The sequence below is a fragment of the Actinomadura hibisca NBRC 15177 genome (assembly GCF_001552635.1).
GTDB lineage: Bacteria > Actinomycetota > Actinomycetes > Streptosporangiales > Streptosporangiaceae > Spirillospora > Spirillospora hibisca.
On the sequence record NZ_BCRO01000031.1, the window covers coordinates 174,174 to 200,920 of the forward strand.

Here is a 26,747-nt window from a genome sequence, read left to right on the forward strand (position 1 = left end):
ATGGCCGACGCCCCCGCCCCCCAGGGCCCCCGGCCGCGGAGCATCGCCAACGACGGCGCCCACAACCGGCTGCTCTACCTCGCCATGACCCACGCCAAGCCGCTGTGGCGCACGGTCGAGAGCGTCCCGCCGCTCCGGCTGCGCCTGAACGCCAAGCTGATCGACCGCATGATCGGCGAGGCGCCCCCGCGTCCCGAACCGCTCAGCACCATGGCGCCCTACACCTCGTGGGCCTCGCTCACCGACCGCACCTACAGCAGCCGCCACCTGCCGCCCGTGGCCGGTCTCGAAGGCCGCCAGCCCAGCGTGGAGCGGGCCGCCGACCTGTTCCTGCGGACCGGCGACACCGACCCGTGCCCCCGCTCGACGGTCCTGTTCGCCTACTTCGCCCAGTGGTTCACCGACGGCTTCCTGCGCGGCGACAGCAACGAGCCCCGCGACCCGCGCCGCAACACCTCCAACCACCACATCGACATGAACCCGCTGTACGGGCTCACCCCGGCGGCGACGGCGCAGCTGCGCTCCTTCGACGGCGGGCGGCTCAAGAGCCAGACCGTCGACGGCGGCGAGTTCCCGCCCTACCTGTGCGAGAACGGCAAGATCAAGCCGGAGTTCTCCGAGCTGGGCGTGATCCGCTTCGACGAGCTGCCCGACGCCCGCCGCGACACGCTGTTCGCGCTGGGCAGCGACCGGGGCAACGGGCAGATCGGCTTCACGATGCTCACCGTGCTGTTCCTGCGCGAGCACAACCGGATCGCGGGCGTCCTCGCCGACCGTTATCCGCGCTGGGACGACGAGCGGCTGTTCCAGACCACCCGCAACATCGTCATCGTGCTCCTCACCAAGCTGGTGATGGAGGACTACATCAACCACATCACCCCGTACCACTTCCGGTTCCTGCTCGACCCCCGGCTCGGCTCCCGGTTGTGCCGGGCCACCTGGAACCGCGAGAACTGGGCGTCGATCGAGTTCAACCTCGTCTACCGGTGGCACAGCCTCATCCCGTCCACGCTGACGGTCGGCGGCCACGACCTGCCCATGGCGCAGACGTTGTTCGCCGCCGACCGCATCACCGGGCCGGGCCTCGGCCAGGTGTTCGCGGAGGCGTCCGAGCAGCGGGCCGGGCGCATCGGCCTGTTCAACACCGACCCGGTGCTGCGGCCCGTCGAGATGGCCAGCATCGCCGAGTCCCGCGCGGTGCAGCTCGCGCCCTACAACAGCTACCGGCGGCACTTCCGGTTCCCCAGGGCGCGCGGCTTCGAGCAGATCTCCAGCGACGCGCGGGTCACCGAGGCGCTGCGCGAGCTGTACCGCGAGGTCGACGACGTCGAGCTGTACGTGGGGCTGTTCGCCGAGGAGCCCGCCTCGGCGGACGCCATCCTGCCGCCGCTCCTCACCAAGATCATCGCGATCGACGCCTTCTCGCAGGCCCTGACCAACCCGCTGCTGGCCCCGCGCGTCGCCAACGCCGAGTGCTTCACGCCCGAGGGGATGGCGATCATCGGCGGCACCCGGACGCTGGCGCAGATCCTGCACCGCAACGTCCCCGAGGACCCGCGTCCCCGCTTCGTCAGCCTCACTCAGCGCGGGGCGCTATGACCACGGCCCGCTCCGAAGAGGTCATCCGCCTCCTGGACGCCGCGCGCGAACTCGCCGAGATGGCGGTGGAGATCCGTGAATCGTCGCTCCGGGTCGCGGGGGCCGCCAGTTCCGGCCGCGACGCCGGGACGTCCGCCCGCTACCGGCTACTACGCGCGGTCGCCAACCCGCGTGGCCTCGGCTTCACCCCGGGCGGCGGCCGGTTCGGCGGGCTGACGGCCCGCGTCGGCGGAATGCTGGGCGCCGAGAGCATCGCGGTCCGGCTGCTGGTGGCCTCGCTCCGGCTGCGGATCGCCGCCGTCGCCCTGGAGAACCCCGAACTCGCCGACGACCCGCTGCTGCGCCGCCTGCTGGACGAGGTCGCCGCCGACCGCCGCGCCCAGGCCGCCCGCACCCTGCGCGCCCTGCTCCGGGAGCGCGGCACGATGGGCACGATCACCGCCGTCGCGCCCGTCTTCAGCGAGTTGCTCGCGCTGAACGCCCTGCTCGACGAGAACCCGTTCAACGACCGCACCGCCTGGCTGATCGCGACCGGCACCGGCACGGCCTGCGCCGACCCCGTCAGCGGTATCAGCAACATGGCCGTCGCGGTGCTCGACAAGGGGCGCGGCGCTGTCCGCCCGGCGACCCTGGACCGGGCCGAGACCGCGCGGCTGCGGACCGAGGGCTCGCTGCTGGCGTTCCTGGGCAACATCGCCGTGATCGGCACGACGGGCCGCATCCTCCTCCAGGCCGTGACCGGCCCCGACGGCGCGACCCGCTACGTGCTCCAAGCACCGGGCATGCGCGCCGGAAGGGCCAACAACGAATCCCCGCAGGACCTGCTCGGCGCGTTCAGCAGCACCCTGATCGCCCAGTCGCCCTACAGCCGGTCGCTGATCCGGGCGGTCGAGGAGTACGGCGTGCCCGACGGCGCGGAACTCGCGCTCATCGGGCACAGCGCCGGGGGAGCGGCCGTCATGAACCTCGTGCAGGACGCCGCGTTCTGCGCCCGCTACACCGTCACCCACGCCGTCGCGATCGGCTCCCCGATCGACTTCAAGGCCCCGGCCGACCCGCTCACCTGGGTCGCGGGCGTCGCCAACCAGCGCGACATCATCCCCAGCCTCGACGGCCAGGGCGCGGGCAACTGCTTCGACCTGCACCCCGGCTGGTACGTCGTGGACTACCCCGACCCGGCCGCGACGTTCCCCGAATGCCACTCCATCGAGCACTACATCGCCGACATGGAACGCCGCGTCCCCGAGGCGCGCGAGCACATCGACGAACAACTCGCCCCCTACCGGGGCCCGGTGACCCGCTCCCAGGTCTACCGCCTGTTCGACCGCGCGCCGCGTCCGGACGGCTTCCCGTTCCTGACTGTGCCGACCTACACGATGCCGTGCGCGGAAGAGACCCTCGAACTGCCGATCCGGTCACCGTCCGGCGCGACGCTCACGGCCTACTTCGCCGCCGACACGACCACCGCACGGGACCTCCTCGCCGACACCGGCCTCACCGACGTGATCGCGTTCGGCCGCCGCTGCCTGGTCGCCGTCCACGCGTTCGCCCACCCGCAGGCCAGCATCGGCGCGCACAACCGGATCGACCTCACGATTCCGGTGCACGATCCCTGGTCGCCGCAGCGCCTGCCGGGCTGGCCCGACCTGCTCCGCCCCGTCGATCGCCGCCGGGGCGGCGACTTCGTCACCGACTCGGCCGTCAGCACCGCCGGAGCACGCCTGGCCGTCCAGGAGATCTGGGGCCACCCCGCGTTCGAGACCCACGTCGACGTCGCCGTCGGCTCCCGCAACGCCTGCCTGAAGATCGGCGACGTCGCGGACCGCGTCCTCACCCTGACCGGCCAACTGGGCTTCGGCCTCCCCACCAGCGCCCGCGACCTGCTCACCTACTCCCAGCGCGACGGGACGATCCTGCGCGCCGGTACCGAACTCCGGGGCCGCGCCCGACTGCACCCCCGCCCACGACTCCGTCTGCGCGTCACCGCGTCCCCCCACCCGATGGCGGCCCACCTGCGCGCCCTGGGCCTGGACGGCGCGCGCCCGCTCTTCTGCCTGTCGGTGCCGAACTGCCAGTCCAGGGCGTCAGCGGGAGTTCCGATCCAGCTCACCTGAAGGAAACCATGGCCTACGAAGACCTGATCGCCGAATCCGAACTCCTAGCCCGGTGCGCGGCCCGGCTGGACGAGATGGCCGCCGAACTGGGCGCGACGACCGCCGCACCACCCTGGCTCGCCACCACGCTGACGGGCCTGGCCATCCGCTGCCGCGTCGGCACATCGGACATCCGCTCCGCCGCCCGAGCCCTCCAGGACCACCGTCCCGGCCGAGACTCGAACTGAAGGCTACTACGACCGCCCGGCCGGGGCGTCCGCAGCGGTGTGCAGGAAGGCCGCGAACTCCCGGGCGAGCGCGGTTGGCCGCCGACGTTGCACGATGCAGATCTCGCGCGCGGGAGCGGTCCCGCGCAACCCGTGGACCGAGATCCCGGAGCGGTCGGCACTACCGATCATGCTCTCGGGCACGAGCGCGACCCCCAACCCGGCACCGACCAGCGCCAGAATGACGTGGTAGTCGGCGGACTCGTAGGCGACACGGGGCTCGATGCCCACATGCCGAGCGAGGGTTTCCAGGCAGACCCTGTTCGGAATGCCCGGCGCACCGGAGATCCACGTCTCGTCCGCGAGCCGGTCGAGACCGATGCCCCCGGACGGGGCGTCCTGGGCAAGCGGGTGCCCGGCCGGGAGCACCAGCCGGAGCGGATCGTCGAGCAGTGGCCGCCGGTCGAGCCCGGGGTGCGGTGTCGACGTCATGCCGGGGTAGCGATGGGTGATCAGCACGTCGAGATCGCCCGACATCACCAGCCCGTAGCCGTTGGGCGGCTCGATGTCGACGAGCGACAGTTCGGCCCGGGGATACCGGCGTCGGAGGGCGGCCAGCGCAGTCGGCACCAGCACCTGCGCCGCGGTGGCGAAGGAGCCCACCGCCAGACGCAGCGGCTGCGCTCCCATTGCGGCCTCGACGGCGGCGCGCGCCTGCCGGAGTTCTCCGATCACACGCTCCGCGTGCTCGACCAGGACGGCGCCGACCGGTGTCAGGGCGACGCCGTTCGGGCGGCGTTCGAGCAGGCGGGCGCCGAGTTCCGCCTCCAGCTTGGAGATCTGCTGGGACAGCGCCGACGGGGTGAAGGAGAGGGTGCGCGCCGCCTCGGCGATGGAACCGGCGTGCGCCACCTCCATGAGGACCCGTAACCGGTTGACGTCCAGCTCTCCCACCATACGCCCATCGTAAGCACTGCTAATGGTGGCTTACCGATCGTTGCTGGCGCTAAAGCCAAGGCCTCTGGAACATGGACGGCGTGCAGACCCAGACCCCCGCGCTTTCGGCCGCCGACGTCCAGACGGCCGCCGCCAGAATCCGTCCCTACGCCCGTCGCACCCCGCTGCTCGATCTGGAGATCGACGACCGGCGCGTCCTGCTCAAGCTGGAGCACCTCCAGCGCAGCGGCTCGTTCAAACTGCGGGGCGCGCTCAACGCGATGCTCTGCGGATCGCCGGACGACCATGTCGTGACCGCGTCCGGCGGCAACCACGGCCTGGCGGTCGCGACGGCCGCCTCCCTGCTCGGCGTCTCGGCGACGGTCTACGTGCCCGAGACGGTTCCGGCGGCGAAGGCCCGCCGCATCGAAGCTGCGGGCGCACGCCTCATCCGGCACGGCGCCACCTTCGCCGAGGCAGCTGCGGCGGCGTCGGACGCCGCGACACGACCGGGACACCGGTTCCTTCACCCTTACGACGCCCCGGCCGTCGTCGCGGGACAGGGCACCGTGGCAGCCGAGATCGTGGCCGACGCACCCGGGGTGGACACGATCGCCGTGGCCGTCGGCGGTGGCGGTCTGGCAGCAGGTGTCGCGCTCGCGAGCGGCGGACGCCACGTCGTCGCCGCCGAGCCGGAGCACTGCCGCTGCCTGCACGACGCGTTCGCCGCAGGGAAGCCGGTGGACTCCGCCGTAGACTCCGTCGCCGCCTCCGCGACAGGGGCGAGCAGGGTCGGCGCGGTCCCTTTCAGCGTCCTGACCACGCACGACGTGTCGTCCGTGCTGGTGGACGAGAAAGAGATCTTGGAGGCACGCGACCGGCTGTGGGAGGAGTGCCGGATCGCGGTCGAACCGGCCGCGGCGATCCCGTTCGCGGCGTGGCTGGCAGGTCGGGTCCCGGGAGACCTGCCATGCCTGGTCCTGTGCGGAGCGAACGCCGACTGGACCGCCGAGTGAGGGACGACGCCACGCCGATCGAGTGGAAGGGGAACTAGGTCAGCTTCCGGCGAGCCACCACCGCGTGCACGCGCGAAGTGCATCTGGCTCCGATCATGGCGGCAGGGCGCCCTGGCTAAGGGGCCTCGACGTCGGAGATCCGGTACTTGTTCACCTCCGCGTCGTGGATCTGAGCCGTCTGCTCGGGCTCTGGTCCCGTGCCACGGAAGTGTGCGAGTGCCTCGTCTGTCTCCCACCGTTCGTACACGTTGATCCGGTCCGGCTCGATCGGGTCGGGTGACAGAGCGAAGTCAAGGCAGCCGGCGGTTGCCCGGGCCTGCTCCATGACCTTCGAGCATCCGGTCAGGTAGGCGTCGCGGTCGGCGGCGGCCACCCACAACTTCCCGGCAATGATGATCATGATGCTCCTCGCCTGACGGTGTGTGCAGCGTGACCGCCTATCGGCATGGCCACTGGGAGGTTGGACCGCGGCGGGTCACGAGAATCATCGGTGGTATGAGCCGCCAGAGCGAAGAGACAGGCCCACGTCGGACCGCGCGCTCACGCGTCGGCGGTGCGAGCCAGTTCGCGCAGTACGGCGTTGTAGGGAGCGGGATGCTCCAGCGGTCCCAGGTGGGCTGCCCCCGGGACGCCGACCGTCCTGATGAGGTTCGGTAGCAGCGGGGCGTAGCGGTCGGTGCAGACTGAGGGGACGGCGCGGTCCCGCTCGCCGTAGACGGCGACGGTGGGCACCGTGAGCGAGGGGACCAGGTCGTGCTGGTCCAGGTGGGTCCAGCAGGTGATGTCGCCGATGCGGGCGGAGGACGGGCAGGCCAGCAGGATCGAGGCGGTCTCGGTGCCGATGGCCGCGGCCGTCCGGGAGCCGATCATGCCGCCGCGGAGCAGCAGCGTGGTCCCGGAGCGGAACGCGCGGTGGCGGGGCAGGCGGCGTGGCGTCAGCATGAGCCGGCGGGTCAGCTCGCGGGTGCGGGGGTTGCGCAGCAGCAGCGGCAACATCAGCGTGTCCAGGAGCGGGTCGCCCATGGTGGTGTGCAGTAGGGCGGCCGCGCGTACCCGCCGCTCGGGCCGGTGGCGGGCGGCCCAGGCGACGACGATGATGCCGCCCAGCGAGTGCCCCGCCAGGACGGCCCGCTCGCCGGACGGGACGCACTCGGCGAGGACGGCCTCCAGGTCGTCGGCGTAGGCCCGGAGGGTGTGGCCGTCCGGGCCCGCCGGGCCGCTGTCGCCGCGGCCGCGCAGGTCGTAGGTGATGACGCGGTGGTCGGCGCACAGGCCGGCCACCTGGCGTCGCCAGAACGCCCGGGTGATGCCGGTGCCGTGCACCAGGACCACGGTCGGCGCGCCGTCCGGGCCCTGGATCTCGACGTGCAGCCGGGTGCCGTCGGGGGTGGTGACGCGGTGGCCGGTCACGAGCGGTACATCTCCTCGATCAGGTCGGCGTACTTGGCGGCGATCGGTCCGCGGCGCGGCTTCAGCGTAGGGGTCAGCTCGTCGCCCGGCAGCCAGGCGCCGTCCAGCACCCGGTACTTCCTGATCTGCTCGACCCGTGACAGGCGGGCGTTGCCGCGGGCGACCGCGGCCGCGATCTCGGCGACGGCCTCGGGGTCGTCGGCGGTGCGGCCCGCCTCGGGGTCCAGCGCGATCAGCGCGACGTTGTAGGGGCGGCCGTCGCCGACGCACACCACGTGGGCGATGAGCGGGCTCTGCGCGTGCACGGCCAGTTCGATGTTGGCGGGCGACATGTTCTTGCCCCCGGCGTTGATGATGATCTCCTTCTTGCGGCCGATCAGGGTGTGGTAGCCGTCGGCGTCGATGGTGGCCAGGTCGCCGGAGTGCAGCCAGCCGTCCTCGTCGAGGGCCTCGGCGGTCCGCGCGGGGTCGCCGCGGTAGCCGCGCATCAGGCCGGGGCTGCGGATCAGCAGCTCGCCGTCGCCGGTGAGCCGGGTCTCCACGCCGGGCATCACGCGGCCGACGGTGCCGGGGCGGTTGTCGCCGAGGCGGTTCAGCACGCCGACCGGGCTCGCCTCGGTCAGCGACCACGCCTCGCGGATCGGGACGCCGAGCGACAGCACGAACTCCAGCGCCGCCAGGGAGATCGGCGCGGCGCCGGTGAAGGCGATCAGTGCCCGGTCCATGCCGATCCGCCGCCGGATGCCGGACAGCACCAGGCGGTCGGCGAGCCGGTGCCGGGCCCGCAGGGACGGCGACAACCGCTCGCCGGACGCTTCGGCGCGGGCCGCGGCCAGGCCGAGGCGCAGCGCCTGGCGGCCGACGCGGGCGCGCGGACCGGACTCGGCGGCGACGGCCCGCTCGACCCCGGCCTTGATCTTGTACCAGAGGGCCGGGACGCCGAGGAAGACGGTCGGGCCGACCTGCGGGAGCACGGCCGCGACAGTCCTCAGGTCGGCGACCGTGGTCACCTCGACGCCGCCGGCGAGCGGGGCGTAGTGCGCGAACCAGCGGTTGGCCAGGTGCGCGTCCGGCAGGTAGGAGAGCGCGCGGCCGCCGTTCAGGGCCGCGCCGAGCTCGGGCACCTCCAGCGCCGACGCCAGGCTGAACAGCGTCGCCCCGTGCGTGATCTCCACGCCCTTGGGCGGGCCGGTGGTGCCGGAGGTGTAGATCAGGGTGAGCAGGTCGTCGGGGCGGACGGCCCGCCAGGCGGCGTCGAAGTCGAAGCCGGGGTCGGCCCCGGCCTCCAGGTCGGCGAGGTCCTCCACCAGGACGACGCGCTCGACCGCCGTGCCCTCGGCCGCCTCCCGGACCCGGCCCAGGAACTGCTCCTCGCACACCACGACCCGGTTCCCGGCGTTGCCGAACAGGTGCGCGATCTGCTCGGCGGCGCTGGTGTTGTACACCGAGAACGGGACCGCGCCCAGATGGAACGCGGCGGTGTCGATCAGGTGGAACTCCGGCCGGTTGGTCAGCATGAGCCCGACGGTGTCGCCGCGCCGGACGCCGAGCGCGTGCAGCCCGGCGGCGATCCGCCGGACCCGGTCGCCGTACTGCCGCCAGGTCAGCTCCGTGCGGCCGTCGGACGAGCGCAGCGCCACCCGGTCCGGCAGCGCGGCGACGGTGTCCTGGAACAGCTCGCACAGTCCGGCGGCGGACCGGACACGATCGGCGGTGAGGCGGAACCGCGCCATGTTCTCTTTCCGTCCCTGTCCGGACGAGCCGCTCACAACGACCGCCCGATGATCTCCTTCATGATTTCGTTCGTGCCGCCGTAGACCTTCTGCACGCGGGCGTCGGCCCACAGGCGCGCGATCGGGTACTCGGCCATGTAGCCGTAGCCGCCGAACAGCTGCGCGCACTTGTCCACGACGACGCACTGCTGCTCGGTGAGCCACCACTTGGCCTTGGCGGCGCCGACGATGTCCAGGCGGCCCGCCATCGCCCGGACGATGCAGTCGTCGGCGAAGGCGCGCGCGACGGTGACGATCGTGGCGACCTCGGCCAGCTCGAACCGGGTGTTCTGGAAGGCGGTCAGCGGGCGGCCGAAGGCTTCGCGCTCCTTGGCGTAGGCGAGCGTCAGCTCCAGCGCCTTCTCCATCTGGGCGACGGCGCCGACCGCCAGGACCAGGCGCTCCTGCGGGAGCTGCTCCATGAGCTGGACGAACCCCTGCCCCTCGGCGGCGCCGAGCAGGTGACCGGCGGGCACCCGCACGTCCTGGAAGAACAGCTCGCAGGTGTCCTGGCCGTGCTGGCCGACCTTCTCCAGGTTGCGGCCGCGGGCGAAGCCGGGCCGGTCGGTCTCGACCAGGAACAGCGAGATGCCCTTGGCCTGCCCGTCCGGGTCGGTCTTGGCGACGACGACGACCAGGTCGCACAGCAGCCCGTTGGTGATGAACGTCTTGGCACCGTTGATGACGTACTCGTCGCCGTCGCGGATCGCGGTGGTGCGCACCGACTGCAGGTCCGAGCCGGTGCCGGGCTCGGTCATCGCGATCGCGGACACGACCTCGCCGGTCGCCATCCGCGGCAGCCAGGTCCGCTTCTGCTCCTCGGTGCCGTAGGCGTTGATGTAATGCGCGATGATCCCGCTGTGGACGGGACCGCCGAAGCTGGTCGCCAGCGCGTGCAGCTGCCCGAAGCCGATGGCGGCCTCGTGCGCCAGCGTGCCGCCGCCACCGCCGTACTCCTCGGGGATGCTGGCGCACAGCAGGCCCAGCTTGCCCGCCTCGGTCCAGACCTCCCGGTCGACGTGCTGCTGGCGGGCGTAGCGCGGCTCGTGCGGTGCGACCTCCTTGGCGAAGAAGTCGTGCGCGAGCCGCTGCAGCGCCTCGGTCTCGTCGTCCATCCAGCGCGGACGTTCGGTCATGGCGGGTCTCCGGTTCCGTTGAGCGGGCACGGAACCGATGGTGCTGACCCGGCCGGGACGGCGGCCATGACCGGGGCGCGCCCAACCCGTGACCGTGGCGCTCAGCCGGTGCCGCGGTAGGCGCCGGGCGGGCTGCCCGTCCAGCGCCGGAAGGCCCGCCGGAACGCGCTGGCCTCGGAGAACCCCAGCCGTGCCGCCAGCTCGTCGATGCCCTCCTCGCCCCGCACCAGGCTGGTCACCGCGGCGTCCCGGAGGATCTCCTCGCGGATGCGGGTGACCGAGGTGCCCTCGTCGTGCAGCAGCCGGCGCAGGTGTTGCGGGCTGACCGCCAGCCGGGCGGCGATCTCGGCGGCGGTCGGCCAGGCGCCGCCGAGCCCGTGCTCCAGGATGCTGCGGACCCGGTCGGCGGTGGTGGAGCCGTAGTCGCGGACGGCGTAGAAGTCGGCCGGGGCCCGGCCGATGTAGTCGGTCAGGTCGGCCTCGCCGCGCACGACCGGCGCGTCCAGCAGCCCGCTGTCGAAGGCGAACGCGGTGCGCGGCGCGGCGAACACCGGCGGCCGGCCGTAGATCGACACATAGTCGGCGGCGTGCGGCGGCGCCGGATAGGGCAGCTCCAGCGAGCGCAGCACGATCCGGCTGCCGACCAGCCAGCCGAGCAGGCGGTGGCCGAGCGCGACGGTCCACTCGGTGACCAGGCGCTCGGGGTCGTCGAGCCCGCCGGTGTCGATCTCCAGCACGGTCAGCGACCGGCCGTACTCCACCGTCACGCGCGGCACGCCCGCCACCACCCGGCTGCCGTTCACCAGCCGCTCCAGCGCCGACCGCAGGTCGGGGGCGTGCACCAGCGTGAGGCCGAGCATCTGGAAGGTGCCGCGCGGCACCGGCGGCCCGCTGCCGAACAGCTCGTCGTCGGTCAGCCGCCACAACTCGCGGGTGACCCGCACCATCTGCTGGGCGGTGATGCGCGCCCGCGGGTTGGCCGCGACGTCGGCGGGGATGCCCGCGTCCCGCAGCACCGGCCGCACGTCGATGCCGCGCCGCTGCCCGATGAGCAGCAGGCGGTGCGCGAAGTGGATCGGCACCGTCGGGTCCGGCCCGGCTGGGCCCGGCACGGGGCGGGGCGGCATGACCCGAACGTAGCAGCGCGGCGTGCGCGCTCCGGTCATCGACTCCGCGCACACCGGTCCTGCGGCGCGCGCGGGGCGGCCTCCTAGCGTGCCGGGGGAGAGCTGAGGAGCACCATGAGCGAAGCGTTGATCTACGACGCCGTGCGCACGCCGCGCGGCAGGGGCAGGAGCGGTTCCCTGCACCGGGTGAAGCCGGTCGCGCTGGCGGCCGGGCTGCTGCGGGCGCTGGCCGGCCGCAACGGACTGGACACCGCGCGGGTGGAGGACGTGCTGCTGGGCTGCGTGACGCCGGTCGGCGAGCAGGGCGGCGACATCGCGCGGACCGCCGTGCTCACCGCCGGCTGGTCCGAGACCGTGCCGGGGACGCAGGTCAACCGGTTCTGCGGGTCGGGCCTGGAGGCGGTGGCGCTGGCCGCGGCCAAGGTCGCGTCCGGGTCGGAGGACCTGGTGGTCGCGGGCGGCGTGGAGTCGATGTCGCGGGTGCCGATGGGCTCGGACGGCGGCGCCTGGTACGCCGACCCCGAGACGGCGGTGACCACCGGGTTCATTCCGCAGGGCGTCGCGGCCGACCTGCTGGCGACCCTGCGCGGCCATTCGCGCGAGGCGCTGGACGCCTACGCGCTGGAGTCGCAGACGCGGGCGGCGGCGGCCCGCGACAAGGGCCGCTTCGATCGTTCGCTGGTGCCGGTGATCGACCGCAACGGGCGGCCGGTCCTCGACCACGACGAGGCGATCCGCCCCGAGGCCATCGCCGCCGGGCTGGCCGGGCTCAAGCCCGCGTTCACGGTGCCGGGCGAGTTCGGCTTCGACGCGGTGGCGCTCGGCCGGTTCCCCGAGCTGGAGGCGGTCGAGCACCGGCACACGGCGGGCAACTCGTCCCAGATCGTGGACGGCGCGTCGGCGCTGCTGGTGGGCAGCGGCCGGATCGGCGGCGAGCTGGGCCTGACGCCGCGCGCGCGGATCGTCGCCTCGGCGCAGACGGGCGCGGACCCGACCCTGATGTTCACCGGCGTCGTGCCGGCGACGCGCCGGGCCCTGGCCAAGGCGGGGCTGACCCTGGACGACATCGACCTGTTCGAGGTGAACGAGGCGTTCGCCGCCGTCCCGCTGGACTTCCACGCCGCGACCGGCGTCCCGCTGGACAGGGTCAACGTCAACGGCGGCGCGATCGCGCTCGGCCACCCGCTCGGCGCGACCGGCGGCATGCTCCTCGGCACCGTGCTGGACGAGCTGGAGCGCCGTGGCCTGCGCCGCGGCCTCGTCACCCTGTGCGTCGCCGCCGGCATGGGCGTCGCCATGATCATCGACCGGGAGCCGTGATGACCGTCCGCCACGAGGAGTCCGACGGGATCGTCACGCTCACCTTCGACGCGCCCGGCCGGGAGGTCAACACGCTCGACGCGCGGTTCCGCGCGGCGTTCGCCGAGGCCGTCGGCCTCCTGGAGGCGGACCGCGAGCGGCTGCGCGGCGTCGTCCTGACCTCGGCCAAGAAGACCTTCGCCGCCGGCGCCGACCTGACCGAGGTCATCGGCATCACCCGCGACGACCTGGACCGGCTGGACTCCCTGGAGGAGTTCCGGGGCGCGCTGCGCCGCCTGGAGCGGCTCGGCCGCCCCGTCGCCGCCGCCCTGACGGGCAGCGCGCTCGGCGGCGGCCTGGAGATCGCGCTCGCCTGCCACCGCCGTTTCTGCGGCACCGATCCGGCCATCCGCCTCGGCCTGCCCGAGGCGATGCTCGGCGTGCTGCCGGGCGCGGGCGGGCTGGTGCGGACCGTCCGCCTCCTCGGCCTGCAAGAAGCGTTGCCGCTGCTGCTCCAGGGCACGGCGCTGCGGCCCGAACAGGCGCTGGCCAAGGGCATCGCGGACGAGCTGGCCGACGACCCGGTGGCCGCCGCGCGGGCCTGGATCGCGTCCGGGCCCGAGGCCGTCCAGCCGTGGGACCGGCCCGGCCACCAGATCCCCGGCGGCACGCCCGGACCGGACAACTACCAGCTGCTGGCCGTCGTCCCGGCCATGCTCCAGAAGGAGACGCACGGGGCCTTCCCCGCCCAGCGGCGCATCCAGGCGGCGGCGGTGGAATCCCTCGCGGTGGACTTCGACACCGCGCTGCGGATCGAGCTGGAGTACTTCGTCGAGCTGCTCACCGGCCAGACCGCCAAGAACATGATCGGCACGCTCTGGTTCCAGCTCAACGCCTTGAACGGCGGCGCGTCCCGCCCGGACGTCCCGCCGTCCCCGACCCGCCGGCTCGGCGTGCTCGGCGCGGGCATGATGGGCGCGGGCATCGCCTACGTCGCCGCCCGCGCCGGGATCGACGTGGTCCTCAAGGACGTCTCGGCCGAAGCCGCCGAACGCGGCCGCGACCGCTACCGCGCGCTGCTCGACCGCCGCGTCGAGAAGGGCCGCATGACGCCCGAGGAGCGCACCGGGATCCTGGACCGCATCCGGCCCACCGGCGACGCCGCCGACCTGGCGGGCTGCGACCTGGTCGTGGAGGCCGTCTTCGAGGACCGCGACCTGAAGAACGCCGTCCTGGCCGAAGCCGCCGCCGCAGTCGGTCCCGGAGCCGTCCTGGCCTCCAACACCTCCACCCTGCCGATCACCTCGCTGGCCGAGGCGGTGCCCGACCAGTCGCGGTTCGTCGGCACGCACTTCTTCTCCCCGGTCGACCAGATGCCCGCCCTGGAGATCGTCCGAGGCGAGCGGACGGCGCCGGAGGCGGTCGCCAAGGCGGTCGACCTCGCCCGCGCCCTCGGCAAGACCCCGCTGGTCGTCGGCGACGGCCGCGGCTTCTTCACCACCCGGGTGTTCACCGCCTACGTGCTGGAGGCCGCCATGCTCGTCGGCGAGGGCGTCCCGGCCGCCCTGATCGAGAACCTGGCCCGCCAGGCGGGCATGCGCGTCGGCCCCCTGGCCGTCCTGGACGAGGTCGGCCTGGACCTGGCCCTGCGCGCCAAGGCGGCCACCGAAGCCGATCTGGGCGAGACCGGCGTCACCGAACCCGCCCGCCGCGCCTTCGCGGTGATCGACCACCTGGCGACCGGCTCCGGCCGCACCGGTCGCGCCGGGGGTGCGGGCTTCTACGACTACCCGACCACCGGCCCGAAGCGCCTGTGGCCCGCCCTGGCCGAACATTTCGGCCGCGCTGACCACGGCGTCGACCACGCCGACGTGCGCGACCGCCTGATGTTCACTCAGGCACTGGAAACGGTCCGCGCCCTGGAAGACGGCGTGCTCACCGACGTCGCCACCGGCAACGTCGGCACCATCATGGGCCTCGGCTTCGCGCCCCAGACGGGCGGTGCCCTCCAGTTCATCAACGCCCAGGGTCTCCCGACCTTCACGACCCGAGCCCGGGAACTGGCCGACGCCTACGGCGAACGCTTCCTCCCGCCCCGCCTCCTCTGCGACAAGGAGGCCGTCGGCGAATCCTTCTGACCTCGTGTCGACGACCTCATCGAGCAGCTCACCGGCCCCGTTCACCGCGCGGCCGGTGAGCGTGCTGCCTGCCTGGTGGCAGGCGGGTTGGCCGATCGGGCGGTGTCGATGATCTTTTCCCAGGTCTTGTCACCGGGGTCGAGCGGCGGGAACGGCCGCGGCCTGCCCGCTCGGGCCTCGCAGAACGAGCAGGGTTTTCTCGCGATCACTCCGGCGGCGCTCGGCTAGGGACGCCGGGCCTGGACGGTGGCCGAGTGCAGGCCGTCCCCGGCGTCGGTGGTGGGAGTGACGGTGATGTCGGTGAAGCCGGTCACGGCCAGGAGTCGCTGGTACTGGACGACGGTGAGGGTGCCGCGGGCGCAGCCGACTCGGGCTTCGGCGGCGGCGCGCTGGGCGGGGTCCAGGTGCTGGTCGGCGATGACGTCGCTGATGCCGATGCGCCCGCCGGGGCGCAGGACTCGGAAGGTCTCGGCCAGCACGCGGGGTTTGTCGGCCGACAGGTTGATGACGCAGTTGGAGATGACGACGTCCACGCTGGCGTCGGGCAGGGGGATGTCCTCGATGCGGCCGTGCAGGAAGTGGGTGTTGGTGGCACCGGCCTGGGCGGCGTTGGCGCGGGCCAGCTCCAGCATGTCTTCGCTGGCGTCCAGGCCGTAGGCGGTGCCGGTGGGGCCGACGCGGCGGGCCGACAGCAGCACGTCCAGGCCGCCGCCCGAGCCCAGGTCCAGGACGGTTTCGCCGGAGTGCAGGTCGGTGACGGTCAGGGGGTTGCCGCAGCCCAGACTGGCGCGCAGCGCGGCCTCGGGCACGTCTCCGCGCTCAGCCGACTGGTCGGTGTAGGCGGCGGCGCCGAAGCCGCCGTTGGTGGAGTCGCCCGGGTCGCAGTCCAGCGGGGTGCCGCCCGCCTGAGCGAGGCGGGCCAGGCCGGAGTAGCGCTCGACCACCTGATCGGCGGGCCGGCCGGTGGCGGGGGTGGGGGTGGGGCCGGTCATCGGGGTTCTCCTGTGGTGGGGGCGCCGGAGGCCGGGGTGGCGGGTGCGGGGCGGCCCATGATGATGTCGGCGGCCGAGGGGAAGCACCGCACGCAGGCGTCGTTGATCCGGTAGAAGCGGGCGGTGCCCTGGGCTTCGGCCAGGACGAAGCGGACCTCGGCCAGGACCTTCAGGTGGGCCGAGACGGTGGACTGGCCCACGTGCACCTGCTCGACGATCTCGCCGACGTTCATCGGGCGGCCCCGGCGGGCCAGCAGCGAGACGATCTGCACGCGGGTGGGGTCGGCCAGGGCCTTGAACCAGGAGGCGTACTCGGTGGCGGTGGGCCGGTCCAGCGGCCCTTCGATCTTATTCATCGTTCATCGACGATAGACGATGAAGCGAGAAAGGGGAAGCCCTGGAACAACGACGGCGGCGGCGCTCACCGCAAGGTGGGCGCCGCCGCAGGGCGTGCGAGATCTCAGGGCAAGGCCGGGACCAGCTCGGCGAGCAGTTCCCGGACGCGGGTGTCGATGGCGTCGCGGATGGGGCGGACCGACTCGATCGGCAGTCCGGCGGGGTCGGGAAGCCGCCAGTCCAGGTAGCGCTTGCCGGGGTAGAAGGGGCAGGCGTCTCCGCAGCCCATGGTGATGACCACATCAGCGGCGCGCACCGCGTCATCGGTGAGCGGCTTGGGGAACGCGCGGGTCAGGTCCAGGCCGATTTCGTTCATCACGGCGACCACGGCGGGGTTGATGGTGTCGGCGGGCGCGGACCCGGCCGAGCGGACGCGGACGCGTCCGGCGGCGTGGTGGTCCAGCAGGGCGGCGGCCATCTGGGAGCGCCCTGCGTTGTGCACGCACACGAACAGCACCTCGGGCACGTCGGCGGGCCGGGATGTGGAGGCGTCAGGCATGAGAGCTTCCTTCGGAGGACCGGCCGGGGGCGGTGGCGCGCCAGGTGAGGCGACGGCGCAGGGCCAGGGAGACGTACACCAGAGCGACCAGGACGGGGACCTCGATCAGCGGGCCGACGACCCCGGCCAGGGCCTGGCCGGAGGTGACGCCGAAGGTGGCGATGGCGACCGCGATGGCCAGTTCGAAGTTGTTGCCCGCCGCGGTGAACGCCAGCGTCGTGGTGCGCTCATACCCCAGGCCGATGGCGCGGCCGATCGCAAACGACCCGGCCCACATGAGCGCGAAGTAGACCAGCAGCGGCACCGCGATGCGCGCCACGTCCCACGGGCGGGCGGTGATCTGCTCGCCTTGCAGCGCGAACAGGATCACGATGGTGAACAGCAGTCCCCACAGCGCGGCCGGGCCGACGCGCGGCAAGAACTCCTGCTCGTACCAGGCCCGGCCCCGGGCGCGCTCGCCCAGGCGGCGCGTGAGGTATCCGGCGACCAGCGGCACCCCGAGGAAGATCAGAACGCTGCGGGCGATGTCCCAGGCCGAGGCGTCCAAACGGGCCTGTTCCAGGCCCAGCCAGCCGGGCAGCACGCTCAGGTAGAACCAGCCCAGCACGCCGAACGCGACCACCTGGAACACCGAGTTCAGCGCGACCAGCACGGCGGCGGCCTCGCGGTCCCCGCACGCCAGGTCGTTCCAGATGATCACCATCGCGATGCAGCGCGCCAGCCCGACGATGATCAGGCCGGTGCGGTAGGCGGGCAGGTCGGGCAACAGCAGCCAGGCCAGCGCGAACATCACCGCCGGACCCAGCACCCAGTTGACCACCAGCGAGGGGATCAGCAACCGCCGGTCGCCGGTGACGGTCTCCAGCCGGTCGTAGCGGACCTTGGCCAGCACCGGGTACATCATCACCAGCAGCCCGGCGGCGATCGGCAACGAGATCCCGTCGAGCTTCACGGCGTCCAGCGCGCCGCCCAGACCGGGGATCATCCGTCCGGCCAGCAGGCCGATCACCATGGCCGCGCCGATCCACACCGGCAGGAACCGGTCCAGCCGCGACAGCCGCCCTGCTACCGCCTGTTGCTGGGCATGGGCGATCGTCGTGGTGGGAGCCTTCTCGGTACTGGTCACGCCGGGACCGTCGCGGTGGCGCGCGTTCCCAGGATCGCCGACAGGCGCTCCAGCACGCCGGGGTTGAGCCAGTAGTAGACCCAGGTGCCGCGCCGCTCGGAATCGATCAGCCCGGCCTGCTTGAGGACCTTCAAGTGGTGGCTGATCGTCGGACCGGTGAGGTCGAAGGCGTCGGTCAGGTCGCACACGCACGCCTCCCCGCCCTCGTGGCAGGCGATCAGCGACAGCAGCCGCAACCGCACCGGGTCGGCGATCGCCTTGAACAGCGGGGCCAGCTCGGCGGCCTCGCCTTCGGTGAGCGGCTCGCACACCAGTGGCACGCAGCACGCCTCACCCTGCTGGTCTGCGGTGACCTGGCTCGTGGTGACGGCGACGACCGGCAGCTCTTGCTTCGACATGCCTCTAATTTGACATCCATCTATGCAGCGGCGCAAACTCGGGCCACCCGGCTGATTAGACAGCCATCGAAACAGGAGGTCGCGATGTCCCGCGTCCAGCTCGCCCTGCGCGTCCCCGACCTGGAAGGCTCGATCGCCTTCTACGCCAAGCTGTTCAACACCGAACCGGCCAAGCTACGCCCCGGCTACGCCAACTTCGCCATCACCGAGCCCCCGCTCAAGCTCGTGCTGATCGAGGGCGAGGGCGACGAACCCACCCGCCTGGACCACCTGGGCGTCGAGGTCGAGGACTCCGGCATCGTCACCGACGCCGCCCAGCGCCTGACCGCCGCCGGCCTGGCGACCCTGGAGGAGAACGACACCTCCTGCTGCTACGCCCTGCAGGACAAGGTGTGGGTCCACGGCCCCGGCAACGAGCCCTGGGAGGTCTACGTCGTGAAGGCCGACGCCGACACCCTGGAAAAGGCCGAAGACTCCGCCTGCTGCGCCACCACCACCTCCGAGACCACCGACAACGGCGTCCCGCTGCCGGTGGCATCGACGACCGGATCGTCCTGCTGCTGAACCACGCGCCCAACAACCTTCAGGTGCCGGTCCGCGTATCGCGGACCGGCACCTGGTCGCAAAGGAATGATCCGGCTGCAGCCCGCTCCTCGGATGCAACTGAGCCGCAGGTCGGGAGGGGGAGCGGTGGACGGTCGGAAACGTGCGCTCCGCTTCCAAGCCCGGCCTTGGGGCTGCGGTCAGCTCTGGGAGCGGGACGCCGACTACGCGGGTAAGGGCGTCTCCGGCAGTCGGCACCGGTCATCCCACCACTTTGGGGTAGCTGGTCATGTCACCGGCGTATGTCCGCGTCAGCCGCCGGTTCGCTCACCCACCCGCTATGGCGCTTCAACCCTGGTTAGGGCTGGTCAAGTGGGCTTCATGTACCAGCGGTCGGCGGTGCCGTTGATGAGGGAACGCATCCGGCGCTGGAGTTCTTGGCGGGAGAAGGGGTCGCCGTGGGCGTTGCGGATGTGGATGCCGATGGCGTAGAGGTCGCGGATGTGTTGGAGGGTCTCGTAGCCGGGCCATGTGCGTAGGTCGTGGCCGTAGGCGGTGGCGAAGGTGTTCACGTCGTGCTGGTTGAGGCCGAAGCGGGTTTGGCCGTGGTAGCTGTGGATCAGGTCCCATTCGCGGGGACCGAGGGCGACGCTGTCCCAGTCGCCCAGGACGACGTGGCCGTCGCGGTGGCGGAACAGGTTGTCGATCCAGGCGTCGCCGTGAACCAGAGCGGGAGGCCCGACGAACGGCAGGTGCCCCCACTGCTCGGTGAGGTCGGTGATGCGGTGGTTCAGCCAGTCGCGTTCACCGGACGTGAGGCTTTCTGGATGTTGCTGGAGGTTGGCGCGGACGCTGGCCAGTGGGTCGTCCAGGCGGCACAACGCGACCGGCGGGGCGGGGAGGGCGTGCAGTTCGCGCAGTAGATGGCCGAGTTCGCCGGTGGTGGCGGGCACGTCGTTGCCCGGCACGTAGTTCCAGAAGGTGACCGCGACGCCGTTGCACATCACCGGTTGGTCGGCGACGTGGTCGGCGGGGCGGACGGTGGGGAAGCCGTGCTCGTCGAGCCAGCGCGTGACGGCCAGGACGGCGGGCAGCCGCTCGGTGGCGGTGGGCGCGGTGGCGATCCGGACGATGATCGGGTCTTTGAGCTTGTAGACGGCGTTGCTGCGCAGCCGCAACAACTCAGCGCCGCCATGGTCCAGCCCGACGGTTTGGCAGACGGCGTGCAGGATCTGTTGGGCGCGTTCGGCGAGGCTGGTGACGCCGGCCGGTGATTCAGCCATGGAGCCTTTCGCGGTGGCCATCAGGAGCGGTGGGTTGGGTGCCCAGTACCTCATCCAACCTACGCAGTTCCCGGGGCGAACGAGGGCCGGAGCCGATGACGCGTCGGACGTCTCGGGCACGAACGAACACGATGGATTTACGGCACAGGGCGAGGGCGTGTTCCTGGACGGCTCGGGCCTGCCGTGCGTCGGGCATATGGGCGTGGGCACCGCTGAGGTACAGGTAGAGACGCTCTTCGGTGAAGTCGAACGCCAGGTCCGCCGAAGCGGAGGCTTTGATCTTCGAGAAGATCCGCTGGGCTTCGGACAGTGCTTGCCCGGCCCTGCCGTGGTCACCGAGGCGGGCGCGGGCGCGGCCTTCGGCTGCGGCGGCGAGCGCGGCGGGGGAACACGGGATGGCCCGTGCGATCGACTGGGCTTCAGGTGCGTTAGCGGGTCAGCGTCCAGAGGTGGTTGTCCCAGCCGATTTCTTGGGTGGTCAGTACCTTCAGGCCCGCCTTCGTCAGGAGTTCCGTCACCTCGGACGGGGTGCGCAGGCCGCTGCCGAAGGCGCACTTCAGGCGCAGGTGGTGCAGCGTGTCCTCCGGGTCCGGCGTCCGGGTCTGCTCGATGACCAGCAGGTTCCCGTCGGCGGGCAGGCGGGCTGCCGTGGTCGCCAGCAGGTGGATCGCGTCCTCGTCGGGCAGCCAGGGCAGCGCGTTGGCCAGCAGGTACGTCGTGTCGCCCTCCGGCGGGGCCTGGTCCGTCTGGGGGAGCAGGTCCAGGCGGGGGAGGATCTCGGGGGACAGGATCGTCTCGCGGATCAGGCGCAGGGTTGACGGGGCGGCCGTGATCCGGGCCTTGAGGGCGGGGTGGGCCGTGAGGAGGGCGTTGGTGATCGACGCTGCGCCGTGGCCTGTGGACGTCAGCGTTTCCACTGTTGACCAGTCGTAGGACGTCAGGACGCTGGGGGCTACCCAGAGGGCCTGGTCTTCGATGGCCGTTCGTGAGGTCTCGGCCAGCTGGGGGTCGGTGAGGAAGGCTTCGGTTAGGGGTTCGCCGGTGGGGGTGCGGTAGTTGCCCTGGTTGGTCAGGGTGGGGACCAGTGCGGTCAGGGAGAGGTCCAGGGCGGCGGTTGCGCCGTTCAGGTCGTACTCGTCGGCGGAGTGGTCGTCTTCTGCGATCTCCTCGCCTACCGGGGACAGCGTGTAGCCCTCGGTGGTGGGAGTGAGGATCTCTATTTCGGCTAGGTAGGCCAGCAAGGCTTCTAGGGTGGATGGTTCGCAGGACGTCTTCCGGGCCAGGTCGGCGGGGGTGGTGACGCCCTTGTGGATCAGGTCGATCAGGCCCAGCGTCACGGCGGCGCGGATGGCCAGGGGCGGGGCCAGGTCCGTCAGCTCGTGGAGGCGGTCGTGCGCGTCGTCCTCGTCGTGGGCGTCCGCGGTCTCGGTGCGACGCCAGTAGCCCGTGATGTGCATCTGGTCGCGCGACAGCTCGCGCTCGGTCTTCAGGTGGCGGCGGATCGGCTTGAGCGTCACCGCTTCGCCGCCCGCCCAGACGAAGACCTTGCCCGGCAGCCATTCCAGGTCGCGCAGCGCGTCTTCCAGGAGGGTGGTCGTGCCCGCCGGGGCCCCGTTGCGGTACAGCCAGGTGATCTCGACGTCGGCGCGGGTCGGGAGGTGCTGGCGGTGCGACTTGGCCGCCACCTCGATCAGCACCTTGGCCCGGGTGCCCTCCGGCATCTCCTCCAGCCAGCGGCCGATCGCGGGCAGGGCCGTCTCGTCGCCGATGGCCAGGATCCAGTCGGCCTCGGGGTGGCCCTCGGCCATCTTCGGGCCCGCGATCCACGCCTTCTGGCCGGGGACGGCCTGCTGCGCCCAGGTGGAGGCGACGCCGTGGCCGTGGCGGACGAAGTCGAAGTCCACCTCGCCCGCCACCGGGTCGAAGCGGCGGGGCGTGTAGTCCTTGGCGAGCGGGCGGGCGTCCTCCGGCCAGTCCAGGCTGCTGATGTTCTGGCGGGGCAGGACCGGGTGCTCCTCGCCCTCGGCCGTGAAGAAGAACTTCACGTGGTCGTCGAAGCCCTCGGTGACGAACGGCGGCATGTCGAAGCCGTTGCTGCGGAACGCCTTGAGCTGCTCGCCGCCCAGCGTGACGCGGCGCATTCCCGGGGTGATGTCGGTGACGCGCAGGACGGTCAGTTCCCGGAGGACGATCGGGAACGTGACGAGCTTTCGGGACGACATCGCGGGAGGCTCCTTCACCTGGTTGACCAGGTGAAGGCTATGGCGAACCCGATGGTGCCGATCCAAGCCAGCGGCCAGATGCTGTGAACGAACGCCGACTTCGACAGGTCGTGCTTTGTCTTGGATGCGGAGCGCGTCCGGTTTTCTAGGCTTCCCTGGTGACGACGACCCTTCTGCGTAGCTCCCTGGGAATGGCGCGGCCCGACCTGGTCCGGGCGTTCGGTTCGGCCGCGGTCCGGCAGGTCGCCTTCCTCAGCCTGCCCTGGCTGCTCGGCAAGGCCGTGGACCGGGGGGTCCAGGCCGGTTCGGTGACGGCGGCGGCCTGGTGGGCCGCGGCGTTCCTCGTCGCCGCCGTCGTGGAGTACGCCGGGATGTGCGGCTGGCAGCGCTGGGCGACCCTGGCCGGGGTCCGGACCGGGGCCTGGCTGCGGGGACGGCTGCTGCGGGCCGTCCTGATGCTGGACACCGAGACCATGCGGTCGGGGGAGGCCGACGACCTCACGACCCGGGCGACGCGGGACGTGGACGCCGTCGACCGCTGGGTGCACGGCCTGGCCACCTGGATCGTCATCGGGATCACCGTGGTGGTGCTGGTGCCCGCGCTGGCCGGGCTCGACCCGTTGCTGCTGGTGGCGGCCCTGGTGACGGTGCCGGTCCTGGTGGTGGTCAACCGCTTCTTCCCGCCGCTGTTCGACCGGCGGGCCCAGCGGCTCTCCCAGGCGCACGGGCGGCGGGAGAGCGTCACCGAAGAGTTGCTGACCGCGCTGCTGCCGCTGCGGGGCGTCGGGGCCGAAGGGCTGATGGTCGCCCGGCACCACGAGCGCAGCGGGGAGGTCACGCGGCGCACGATGCGGCTGGCCTCGGTCAGCTCGTTGTGGGAGGCGACGGTCTACCTGGTGCCCAACCTGGCGGTGGCCGGAGGCCTGCTCGCCGGGGGGCTCGCCGTGCTGGACGGCCGGATCACCGTGGGCGCGCTGACGACCTTCGTGTTGTGGATGGGGACGGTCTCGGTCGCCACCAACGTGCTGATCGCGCGGCTCGGCGACCGGGCCGAGGCGCGGGTCGCGGCGGCCCGGATCGAGGAGATCCTGGCGATGTCCGGGGAGCCGGGCGGGACCGCCGTGCTGCCGGAGTCGGGGGAGTTGGCGGTGCGGGGCCTGACCGTGCGGCGTCCCGGACGGGCCGTGGTCGGGCCGCTGGACGTGGTGGTCCGGCCCGGCGAGTGGGTGGTGCTGACCGGGGCGACGGGCGCCGGGAAGAGCACCTTGTTGCGCGCCGTGGCCCGGCTGGTGCCCGCCGAGGGGGAGGTGACGTTCGATGGCGTTCCGCTGGAAGAGGCCAAGGACCTTTACGAAACGGTCGGGTTCGTTCCAGAAGGGCCTCTGCTATTGCACGGCACCATTCGTGACAATCTGCTTTTGTGCGGAGACCGCAGTGAGGATGAATTGCGGGCTGCCGCCCATTCGGCCGGGCTCGATCTCGCCGGACTTGAGGACGGCTGGGACACCGAGGTCGGGGAACGCGGTGGGGCCCTGTCCGGCGGGCAGCGGAAGATCGTCGCCCTGACCAGGGCTTTGTTGCGCGACACCCCCGTCCTGCTGCTCGACGACGTCACCTCCGCACTGGACGCCGTGACCGAGGCCGAGGTGCTGCGACGGCTGCGCGCCGCCACCGAAGGGCGCGTTGTGCTCTTCGCCGGGCATTCCCCGGCCGTCCTTTCCCAAGCCGACCGTGAGGTGCGCCTGAGCGGCCTTTCCGACGATGTGAGGACCGCGCGTGTCTGAGAACGTTCGTGTGCTGAGCGACCTGCCCGACGAGGGCCATGTCTTTCGGCGATCGTTGCCTTTCCTACGCGGGCACTGGGCCGGGCTGACCGGCGTCGTCGTCCTCAACCTGGTGGGGACGGCGCTGGCCGTCGGCGTGACCGCCGTGATCGGACGCGTCATCGACGCGGCGGGCGACGGGCGGCGCGACGACCTGGTGTCCTGGGCGGTGACGCTGCTGGCGATGGTCGTGGCCGGAGGCGTGCTGACCTGGCAGTCCCGGTACCGGATCGTCCGCGTCGGCGAACACGCGCTGGCCGGGCTGCGGGAGCGGGCCACCGCGTCGGTGGCGTCCGCGCCGATGCGGTTCCTGGAGGAGCACCGGCGCGGGGAGCTGCTGCGCAGGCTCACCGGGGAGATCAACGGGCTCGGCCAGTTCGTCGGCGGCACCCTGCCCGACCTGGTGACCACCGCGACCGTGCTGGTGTTCACCGTGATCATGCTGGCGGCGCACTCGCTGGTGCTGACGGGCCTGCTGCTGGTGTTGTTCGTGCCGCCCGCCGTCCTGGTCGTGCGGGGGTTCAAGCACCGGGCCGGGCCCGCCTACGGGGAGGTCGCCGAGGCCGAGGCGGGCGTGGCGTCGGCGTTCTCGGAGTCGGTGCCCGCGCACGAGCAGCTGCGGATCACCGGGGCCGTGCCGCGCTGGCTGGAGCGGTTCGGCCGCGCCAACGACCGGCTGCTGGCGGCCGAGGAGGTGCGGGTCCGCACCGAGCTGCGGCTCAACCGGCTCGCGCTGGTGCAGGCGTGCGGCGTCGGCGCGCTGCTGGTGGCCGGGGCGGCGCTGGTCGGGTCCGGGTCGCTCAGCGTCGGCGTGGCCGTGGTGTTCGTGCTGGCCACGCGGGACATCTTCAGCCGGTTCGACGACCTGGCGGGCCTGGTCGGTGACGCGCGGGAGGCCCAGGTGCGGCTGGCGCGGGTGCTGGACCTGGTCGAGGCGTCGGGCGGCGAGCCCGCCGGGGACGCGCCGCTGCCCGAGCGGGGCGCGCTGGCGGTGGACGGCGTCGGGTTCGGCTACGACGCCGGGCGGCCGGTGGTGGAGGGGTTGTCGTTCCGCGTGGCGGCCGGAGATCACTTGGTGATCGCCGGGGCGACCGGGTCCGGGAAGTCCACCGTCGGCAAGCTGCTGGCCGGGGTCTACCGGCCCGGCGCGGGGTCGGTCGCGTTCGGCGGCGTCGATCTGCGCGACGCCGACCCCGCGCAGGTCCGGGCGCGGATCATGACGGTGCCGCAGGAAGTGCTGCTGGTGGACGGCACGCTCGCCGACAACCTCGCCATGGTGCCCGGCGAGCCGGGCCGCGAGCGGATCGCGGAGGTGCTGGAGCGGCTGGGGCTGGCGGAGTGGGCCGACGCGCTGCCCGACGGCCTCGACACCCGCGTCGGGCGGAACGGGGCCCGGCTGTCGGCGGGGGAGCGGCAGCTCGTCGCCGTGGCCCGCGCCGCGCTGGCCGAGCCCGCCGTGCTGATCCTGGACGAGGCCACCGCCGACGTGGACCACGCGACGGCGGCCCGCCTGGAGACGGCGTTGGCGGTCGCGGCGGGGGACCGGACGCTCGTGATGATCGCGCACCGGGCCGCCACCATCGCGCGGGCGCGGCGGACCCTGGCCATGCCCGAGGGCCGGATCAGCGCAGAATGAGCGAGGCCCCGGCGCGGATGTCCGCGCCGGGGCCGTCGAAGCCGGTCAGGGTCAGCCCTTCTTGACGACCTTCTCCAGGATCGGCGTCAGCTGCTGCACCACCCACGGGTAGCTGAGCGCGTCCGGGTAGGCCATCGTCGAGGCCAGGCCGTTGTCGGACGGCAGCACCGCGAAGCGCTTCTCCTTCACCGACGGCAGCGACGTGAAGATCTTGTTGCTCTCCAGCTCCGAGGCGCTCAGCAGGCCCCGGTCACCGAACGGGTAGGCCACCAGCAGCACGTCGGCGTCCAGCTTGTCGAGGTTCTCCAGGCTGATGGCGTTGGAGTTCACCTTGTACTTGGCGGCGTTGGCCGTCTTCTGGAAGCCGAGCTGCTCGAACACGCCCGGGTCCTGCTCGCCGTACGACATGAAGCTGACCTGCTCGGGGTGCACGACCGCGTAGGTGTAGGTCTTGCCCTTGAACTGCGGGTGCGTCGCGACGGCGTCGTCCACGACCTTCTGGTTGGCCTTGATGACCTCTTCGGCCTTGCCGGACAGGCCCAGCGCCTTGGCGGCGGTGCGCAGGCGCTCCTGCCAGGTCAGGGTGTCGGCGTGCTTCTTGTCGGTGTAGGTGACGACCGGGGCGATCGGCGACAGCTTGGCGTAGTCGGTGTTCACGTCCCAGCTGTTCATGGCCAGGATGACGTCGGGGGCCTCGGCGGCGATGGCCTCGTAGTCGGTGCCGTCGGCGGTCTTGTAGGTCTTGAGCTTGCCGCCGGCGACCTTGGCCACGGCGTTCTTCTTGTACTCGGCCATCGGCGAGCCCGCCTCGACGTCCGGCGCGATCACCGGGGTGATGCCGAGCGCGAGCGCGATGCTGATGTCGCCGTCGGACACCACGGCCACGCGCTCGGGCTTCTTCTTCACCTCGGCCGAGCCCCAGGCGTTGGCGAGCTTCATCGGGTACGCGGCGTCGGCGGGCGCGGCGGTGCCCTTGGTGTCGTCGGTGCCGCCGCAGCCGGTCACCAGGGCCGCGCACACCGCGGTGGCGGCCAGCAGGCGGGCCGGGACGCCGAATCGGAACGATCTCATTTTCT

Annotated in this window: 23 protein-coding genes; 9 read left to right on the plus strand and 14 right to left on the minus strand. The window is 72.3% G+C overall.

Translation table 11 applies throughout. From position 1 onward, the window contains the following. Genes AH6_RS16275 through AH6_RS16285 form a run of 3 tightly spaced genes read left to right on the plus strand, consistent with a single transcriptional unit; the run spans position 1 to position 3,940 of the window. Positions 1 to 1,599, plus strand: coding sequence for a peroxidase family protein (locus AH6_RS16275; RefSeq protein WP_067480255.1), 1,599 nt, complete (start codon positions 1 to 3; stop codon positions 1,597 to 1,599). Beyond that, positions 1,596 to 3,713 carry a hypothetical protein gene (locus AH6_RS16280; RefSeq protein WP_067480258.1) on the plus strand — a complete coding sequence of 706 codons (2,118 nt, stop codon included), beginning with the start codon at positions 1,596 to 1,598 and terminating at the stop codon, positions 3,711 to 3,713. Before AH6_RS16275 ends, AH6_RS16280 begins: the two co-directional genes overlap by 4 nt. Positions 3,714 to 3,721: 8 nt before the next feature. After that, complete coding sequence (locus AH6_RS16285) at positions 3,722 to 3,940, plus strand: hypothetical protein (RefSeq protein ID WP_067480261.1); 219 nt, start codon at positions 3,722 to 3,724, stop codon at positions 3,938 to 3,940. Positions 3,941 to 3,946: 6 nt separating this feature from the next. On the opposite strand, the gene AH6_RS16290 is transcribed toward AH6_RS16285, so the two are convergent. Further along, positions 3,947 to 4,876, minus strand: coding sequence for a LysR family transcriptional regulator (locus AH6_RS16290; RefSeq protein ID WP_067480264.1), 930 nt, complete (start codon positions 4,874 to 4,876; stop codon positions 3,947 to 3,949). Between the two features lie 80 nt (positions 4,877 to 4,956). Between AH6_RS16290 and AH6_RS16295 the strand changes: the two genes are divergently transcribed. Beyond that, positions 4,957 to 5,871 carry a serine/threonine dehydratase gene (locus tag AH6_RS16295; RefSeq protein ID WP_245679333.1) on the plus strand — a complete coding sequence of 305 codons (915 nt, stop codon included), beginning with the start codon at positions 4,957 to 4,959 and terminating at the stop codon, positions 5,869 to 5,871. Positions 5,872 to 5,986: 115 nt separating this feature from the next. On the opposite strand, the gene AH6_RS16300 is transcribed toward AH6_RS16295, so the two are convergent. From AH6_RS16300 to AH6_RS16320, 5 genes are all read right to left on the minus strand, one after another. After that, positions 5,987 to 6,271 carry a putative quinol monooxygenase gene (locus tag AH6_RS16300; RefSeq protein ID WP_067480269.1) on the minus strand — a complete coding sequence of 95 codons (285 nt, stop codon included), beginning with the start codon at positions 6,269 to 6,271 and terminating at the stop codon, positions 5,987 to 5,989. A gap of 140 nt (positions 6,272 to 6,411) precedes the next feature. Then, entirely contained in the window at positions 6,412 to 7,281 is an 870-nt protein-coding gene (locus AH6_RS16305; RefSeq protein ID WP_067480272.1) for an alpha/beta fold hydrolase, read from the minus strand. Then, positions 7,278 to 9,014, minus strand: a complete 1,737-nt coding sequence (locus AH6_RS16310; RefSeq protein WP_067480275.1) for an AMP-dependent synthetase/ligase — start codon at positions 9,012 to 9,014, stop codon at positions 7,278 to 7,280. Before AH6_RS16310 ends, AH6_RS16305 begins: the two co-directional genes overlap by 4 nt. A 32-nt stretch (positions 9,015 to 9,046) precedes the next feature. Beyond that, positions 9,047 to 10,189, minus strand: coding sequence for an acyl-CoA dehydrogenase family protein (locus AH6_RS16315; RefSeq protein WP_067480278.1), 1,143 nt, complete (start codon positions 10,187 to 10,189; stop codon positions 9,047 to 9,049). 101 nt (positions 10,190 to 10,290) lie between these two features. Next, on the minus strand, positions 10,291 to 11,316 hold the full coding sequence (locus AH6_RS16320; RefSeq protein ID WP_067480392.1) for an AraC family transcriptional regulator: 1,026 nt from the start codon (positions 11,314 to 11,316) through the stop codon (positions 10,291 to 10,293). Positions 11,317 to 11,430: 114 nt separating this feature from the next. On the opposite strand from AH6_RS16320, the gene AH6_RS16325 reads away from it, so the two are divergent. Both AH6_RS16325 and AH6_RS16330 read left to right on the plus strand, forming a co-directional pair. Beyond that, positions 11,431 to 12,636 carry an acetyl-CoA C-acetyltransferase gene (locus AH6_RS16325; RefSeq protein WP_067480281.1) on the plus strand — a complete coding sequence of 402 codons (1,206 nt, stop codon included), beginning with the start codon at positions 11,431 to 11,433 and terminating at the stop codon, positions 12,634 to 12,636. Next, complete coding sequence (locus AH6_RS16330) at positions 12,636 to 14,753, plus strand: 3-hydroxyacyl-CoA dehydrogenase NAD-binding domain-containing protein (RefSeq protein ID WP_067480285.1); 2,118 nt, start codon at positions 12,636 to 12,638, stop codon at positions 14,751 to 14,753. The genes AH6_RS16325 and AH6_RS16330 overlap by 1 nt, the downstream gene beginning before the upstream one ends. A gap of 224 nt (positions 14,754 to 14,977) precedes the next feature. Here the strand turns inward: AH6_RS16330 and AH6_RS16335 are convergent, their stop codons facing one another. The 5 genes from AH6_RS16335 to AH6_RS16355 form a co-directional block, all read right to left on the minus strand. Next, a complete protein-coding gene (locus AH6_RS16335) occupies positions 14,978 to 15,745 on the minus strand; it encodes a methyltransferase domain-containing protein (protein ID WP_067480288.1) in 768 nt (255 codons plus the stop codon). Beyond that, on the minus strand, positions 15,742 to 16,101 hold the full coding sequence (locus AH6_RS16340; RefSeq protein ID WP_067480291.1) for an ArsR/SmtB family transcription factor: 360 nt from the start codon (positions 16,099 to 16,101) through the stop codon (positions 15,742 to 15,744). The genes AH6_RS16335 and AH6_RS16340 overlap by 4 nt, the downstream gene beginning before the upstream one ends. Before the next feature lie 104 nt (positions 16,102 to 16,205). Next, positions 16,206 to 16,640, minus strand: a complete 435-nt coding sequence (locus AH6_RS16345) for an arsenate reductase ArsC (protein WP_067480294.1) — start codon at positions 16,638 to 16,640, stop codon at positions 16,206 to 16,208. Further along, positions 16,633 to 17,652 carry an ACR3 family arsenite efflux transporter gene (arsB, locus tag AH6_RS16350; protein WP_245679337.1) on the minus strand — a complete coding sequence of 340 codons (1,020 nt, stop codon included), beginning with the start codon at positions 17,650 to 17,652 and terminating at the stop codon, positions 16,633 to 16,635. The genes AH6_RS16345 and arsB overlap by 8 nt, the downstream gene beginning before the upstream one ends. Before the next feature lie 110 nt (positions 17,653 to 17,762). Then, a complete protein-coding gene (locus AH6_RS16355) occupies positions 17,763 to 18,164 on the minus strand; it encodes an ArsR/SmtB family transcription factor (RefSeq protein ID WP_083982927.1) in 402 nt (133 codons plus the stop codon). Positions 18,165 to 18,248: 84 nt separating this feature from the next. On the opposite strand from AH6_RS16355, the gene AH6_RS16360 reads away from it, so the two are divergent. Then, entirely contained in the window at positions 18,249 to 18,728 is a 480-nt protein-coding gene (locus AH6_RS16360; protein WP_067480297.1) for an ArsI/CadI family heavy metal resistance metalloenzyme, read from the plus strand. Between the two features lie 347 nt (positions 18,729 to 19,075). Here AH6_RS16360 and AH6_RS16365 read toward each other — a convergent pair whose 3' ends face one another. Next, the gene (locus tag AH6_RS16365; RefSeq protein WP_067480401.1) at positions 19,076 to 19,990 is read right to left on the minus strand and encodes an aminoglycoside phosphotransferase family protein; all 915 of its coding nucleotides are present in this window, start codon (positions 19,988 to 19,990) and stop codon (positions 19,076 to 19,078) included. Between the two features lie 428 nt (positions 19,991 to 20,418). Further along, a complete protein-coding gene (locus AH6_RS16370; RefSeq protein ID WP_067480299.1) occupies positions 20,419 to 22,212 on the minus strand; it encodes a siderophore-interacting protein in 1,794 nt (597 codons plus the stop codon). A 158-nt stretch (positions 22,213 to 22,370) separates the two neighbouring features. Between AH6_RS16370 and AH6_RS16375 the strand changes: the two genes are divergently transcribed. After that, positions 22,371 to 23,996: an ABC transporter ATP-binding protein gene (locus tag AH6_RS16375; protein WP_218005844.1), complete on the plus strand. Its 1,626-nt coding sequence runs from the start codon at positions 22,371 to 22,373 to the stop codon at positions 23,994 to 23,996. Next, complete coding sequence (locus AH6_RS16380) at positions 23,989 to 25,671, plus strand: ABC transporter ATP-binding protein (protein WP_067480305.1); 1,683 nt, start codon at positions 23,989 to 23,991, stop codon at positions 25,669 to 25,671. The genes AH6_RS16375 and AH6_RS16380 overlap by 8 nt, the downstream gene beginning before the upstream one ends. Positions 25,672 to 25,722: 51 nt before the next feature. Here AH6_RS16380 and AH6_RS16385 read toward each other — a convergent pair whose 3' ends face one another. Beyond that, positions 25,723 to 26,742: an ABC transporter substrate-binding protein gene (locus AH6_RS16385; protein ID WP_067480308.1), complete on the minus strand. Its 1,020-nt coding sequence runs from the start codon at positions 26,740 to 26,742 to the stop codon at positions 25,723 to 25,725. Positions 26,743 to 26,747: the final 5 nt, after the last annotated feature.

What these genes read in the sequence shown, in the direction of transcription:
- AH6_RS16315 (WP_067480278.1), bottom strand. Translation starts at nt 10,189, where the DNA reads ATGACCGAACGTCCGCGCTGGATGGACGACGAGACCGAGGCGCTGCAG.
- AH6_RS16370 (WP_067480299.1), bottom strand. Translation starts at nt 22,212, where the DNA reads ATGTCGTCCCGAAAGCTCGTCACGTTCCCGATCGTCCTCCGGGAACTG.
- AH6_RS16310 (WP_067480275.1), bottom strand. Translation starts at nt 9,014, where the DNA reads ATGGCGCGGTTCCGCCTCACCGCCGATCGTGTCCGGTCCGCCGCCGGA.
- AH6_RS16285 (WP_067480261.1), top strand. Translation starts at nt 3,722, where the DNA reads ATGGCCTACGAAGACCTGATCGCCGAATCCGAACTCCTAGCCCGGTGC.
- AH6_RS16320 (WP_067480392.1), bottom strand. Translation starts at nt 11,316, where the DNA reads ATGCCGCCCCGCCCCGTGCCGGGCCCAGCCGGGCCGGACCCGACGGTG.
- AH6_RS16385 (WP_067480308.1), bottom strand. Translation starts at nt 26,742, where the DNA reads ATGAGATCGTTCCGATTCGGCGTCCCGGCCCGCCTGCTGGCCGCCACC.
- arsB (WP_245679337.1), bottom strand. Translation starts at nt 17,652, where the DNA reads ATGGTGATCGGCCTGCTGGCCGGACGGATGATCCCCGGTCTGGGCGGC.
- AH6_RS16325 (WP_067480281.1), top strand. Translation starts at nt 11,431, where the DNA reads ATGAGCGAAGCGTTGATCTACGACGCCGTGCGCACGCCGCGCGGCAGG.
- AH6_RS16340 (WP_067480291.1), bottom strand. Translation starts at nt 16,101, where the DNA reads ATGAATAAGATCGAAGGGCCGCTGGACCGGCCCACCGCCACCGAGTAC.
- AH6_RS16360 (WP_067480297.1), top strand. Translation starts at nt 18,249, where the DNA reads ATGTCCCGCGTCCAGCTCGCCCTGCGCGTCCCCGACCTGGAAGGCTCG.
- AH6_RS16335 (WP_067480288.1), bottom strand. Translation starts at nt 15,745, where the DNA reads ATGACCGGCCCCACCCCCACCCCCGCCACCGGCCGGCCCGCCGATCAG.
- AH6_RS16355 (WP_083982927.1), bottom strand. Translation starts at nt 18,164, where the DNA reads ATGTCGAAGCAAGAGCTGCCGGTCGTCGCCGTCACCACGAGCCAGGTC.
- AH6_RS16280 (WP_067480258.1), top strand. Translation starts at nt 1,596, where the DNA reads ATGACCACGGCCCGCTCCGAAGAGGTCATCCGCCTCCTGGACGCCGCG.
- AH6_RS16345 (WP_067480294.1), bottom strand. Translation starts at nt 16,640, where the DNA reads ATGCCTGACGCCTCCACATCCCGGCCCGCCGACGTGCCCGAGGTGCTG.
- AH6_RS16300 (WP_067480269.1), bottom strand. Translation starts at nt 6,271, where the DNA reads ATGATCATCATTGCCGGGAAGTTGTGGGTGGCCGCCGCCGACCGCGAC.
- AH6_RS16275 (WP_067480255.1), top strand. Translation starts at nt 1, where the DNA reads ATGGCCGACGCCCCCGCCCCCCAGGGCCCCCGGCCGCGGAGCATCGCC.
- AH6_RS16365 (WP_067480401.1), bottom strand. Translation starts at nt 19,990, where the DNA reads ATGGCTGAATCACCGGCCGGCGTCACCAGCCTCGCCGAACGCGCCCAA.
- AH6_RS16330 (WP_067480285.1), top strand. Translation starts at nt 12,636, where the DNA reads ATGACCGTCCGCCACGAGGAGTCCGACGGGATCGTCACGCTCACCTTC.
- AH6_RS16290 (WP_067480264.1), bottom strand. Translation starts at nt 4,876, where the DNA reads ATGGTGGGAGAGCTGGACGTCAACCGGTTACGGGTCCTCATGGAGGTG.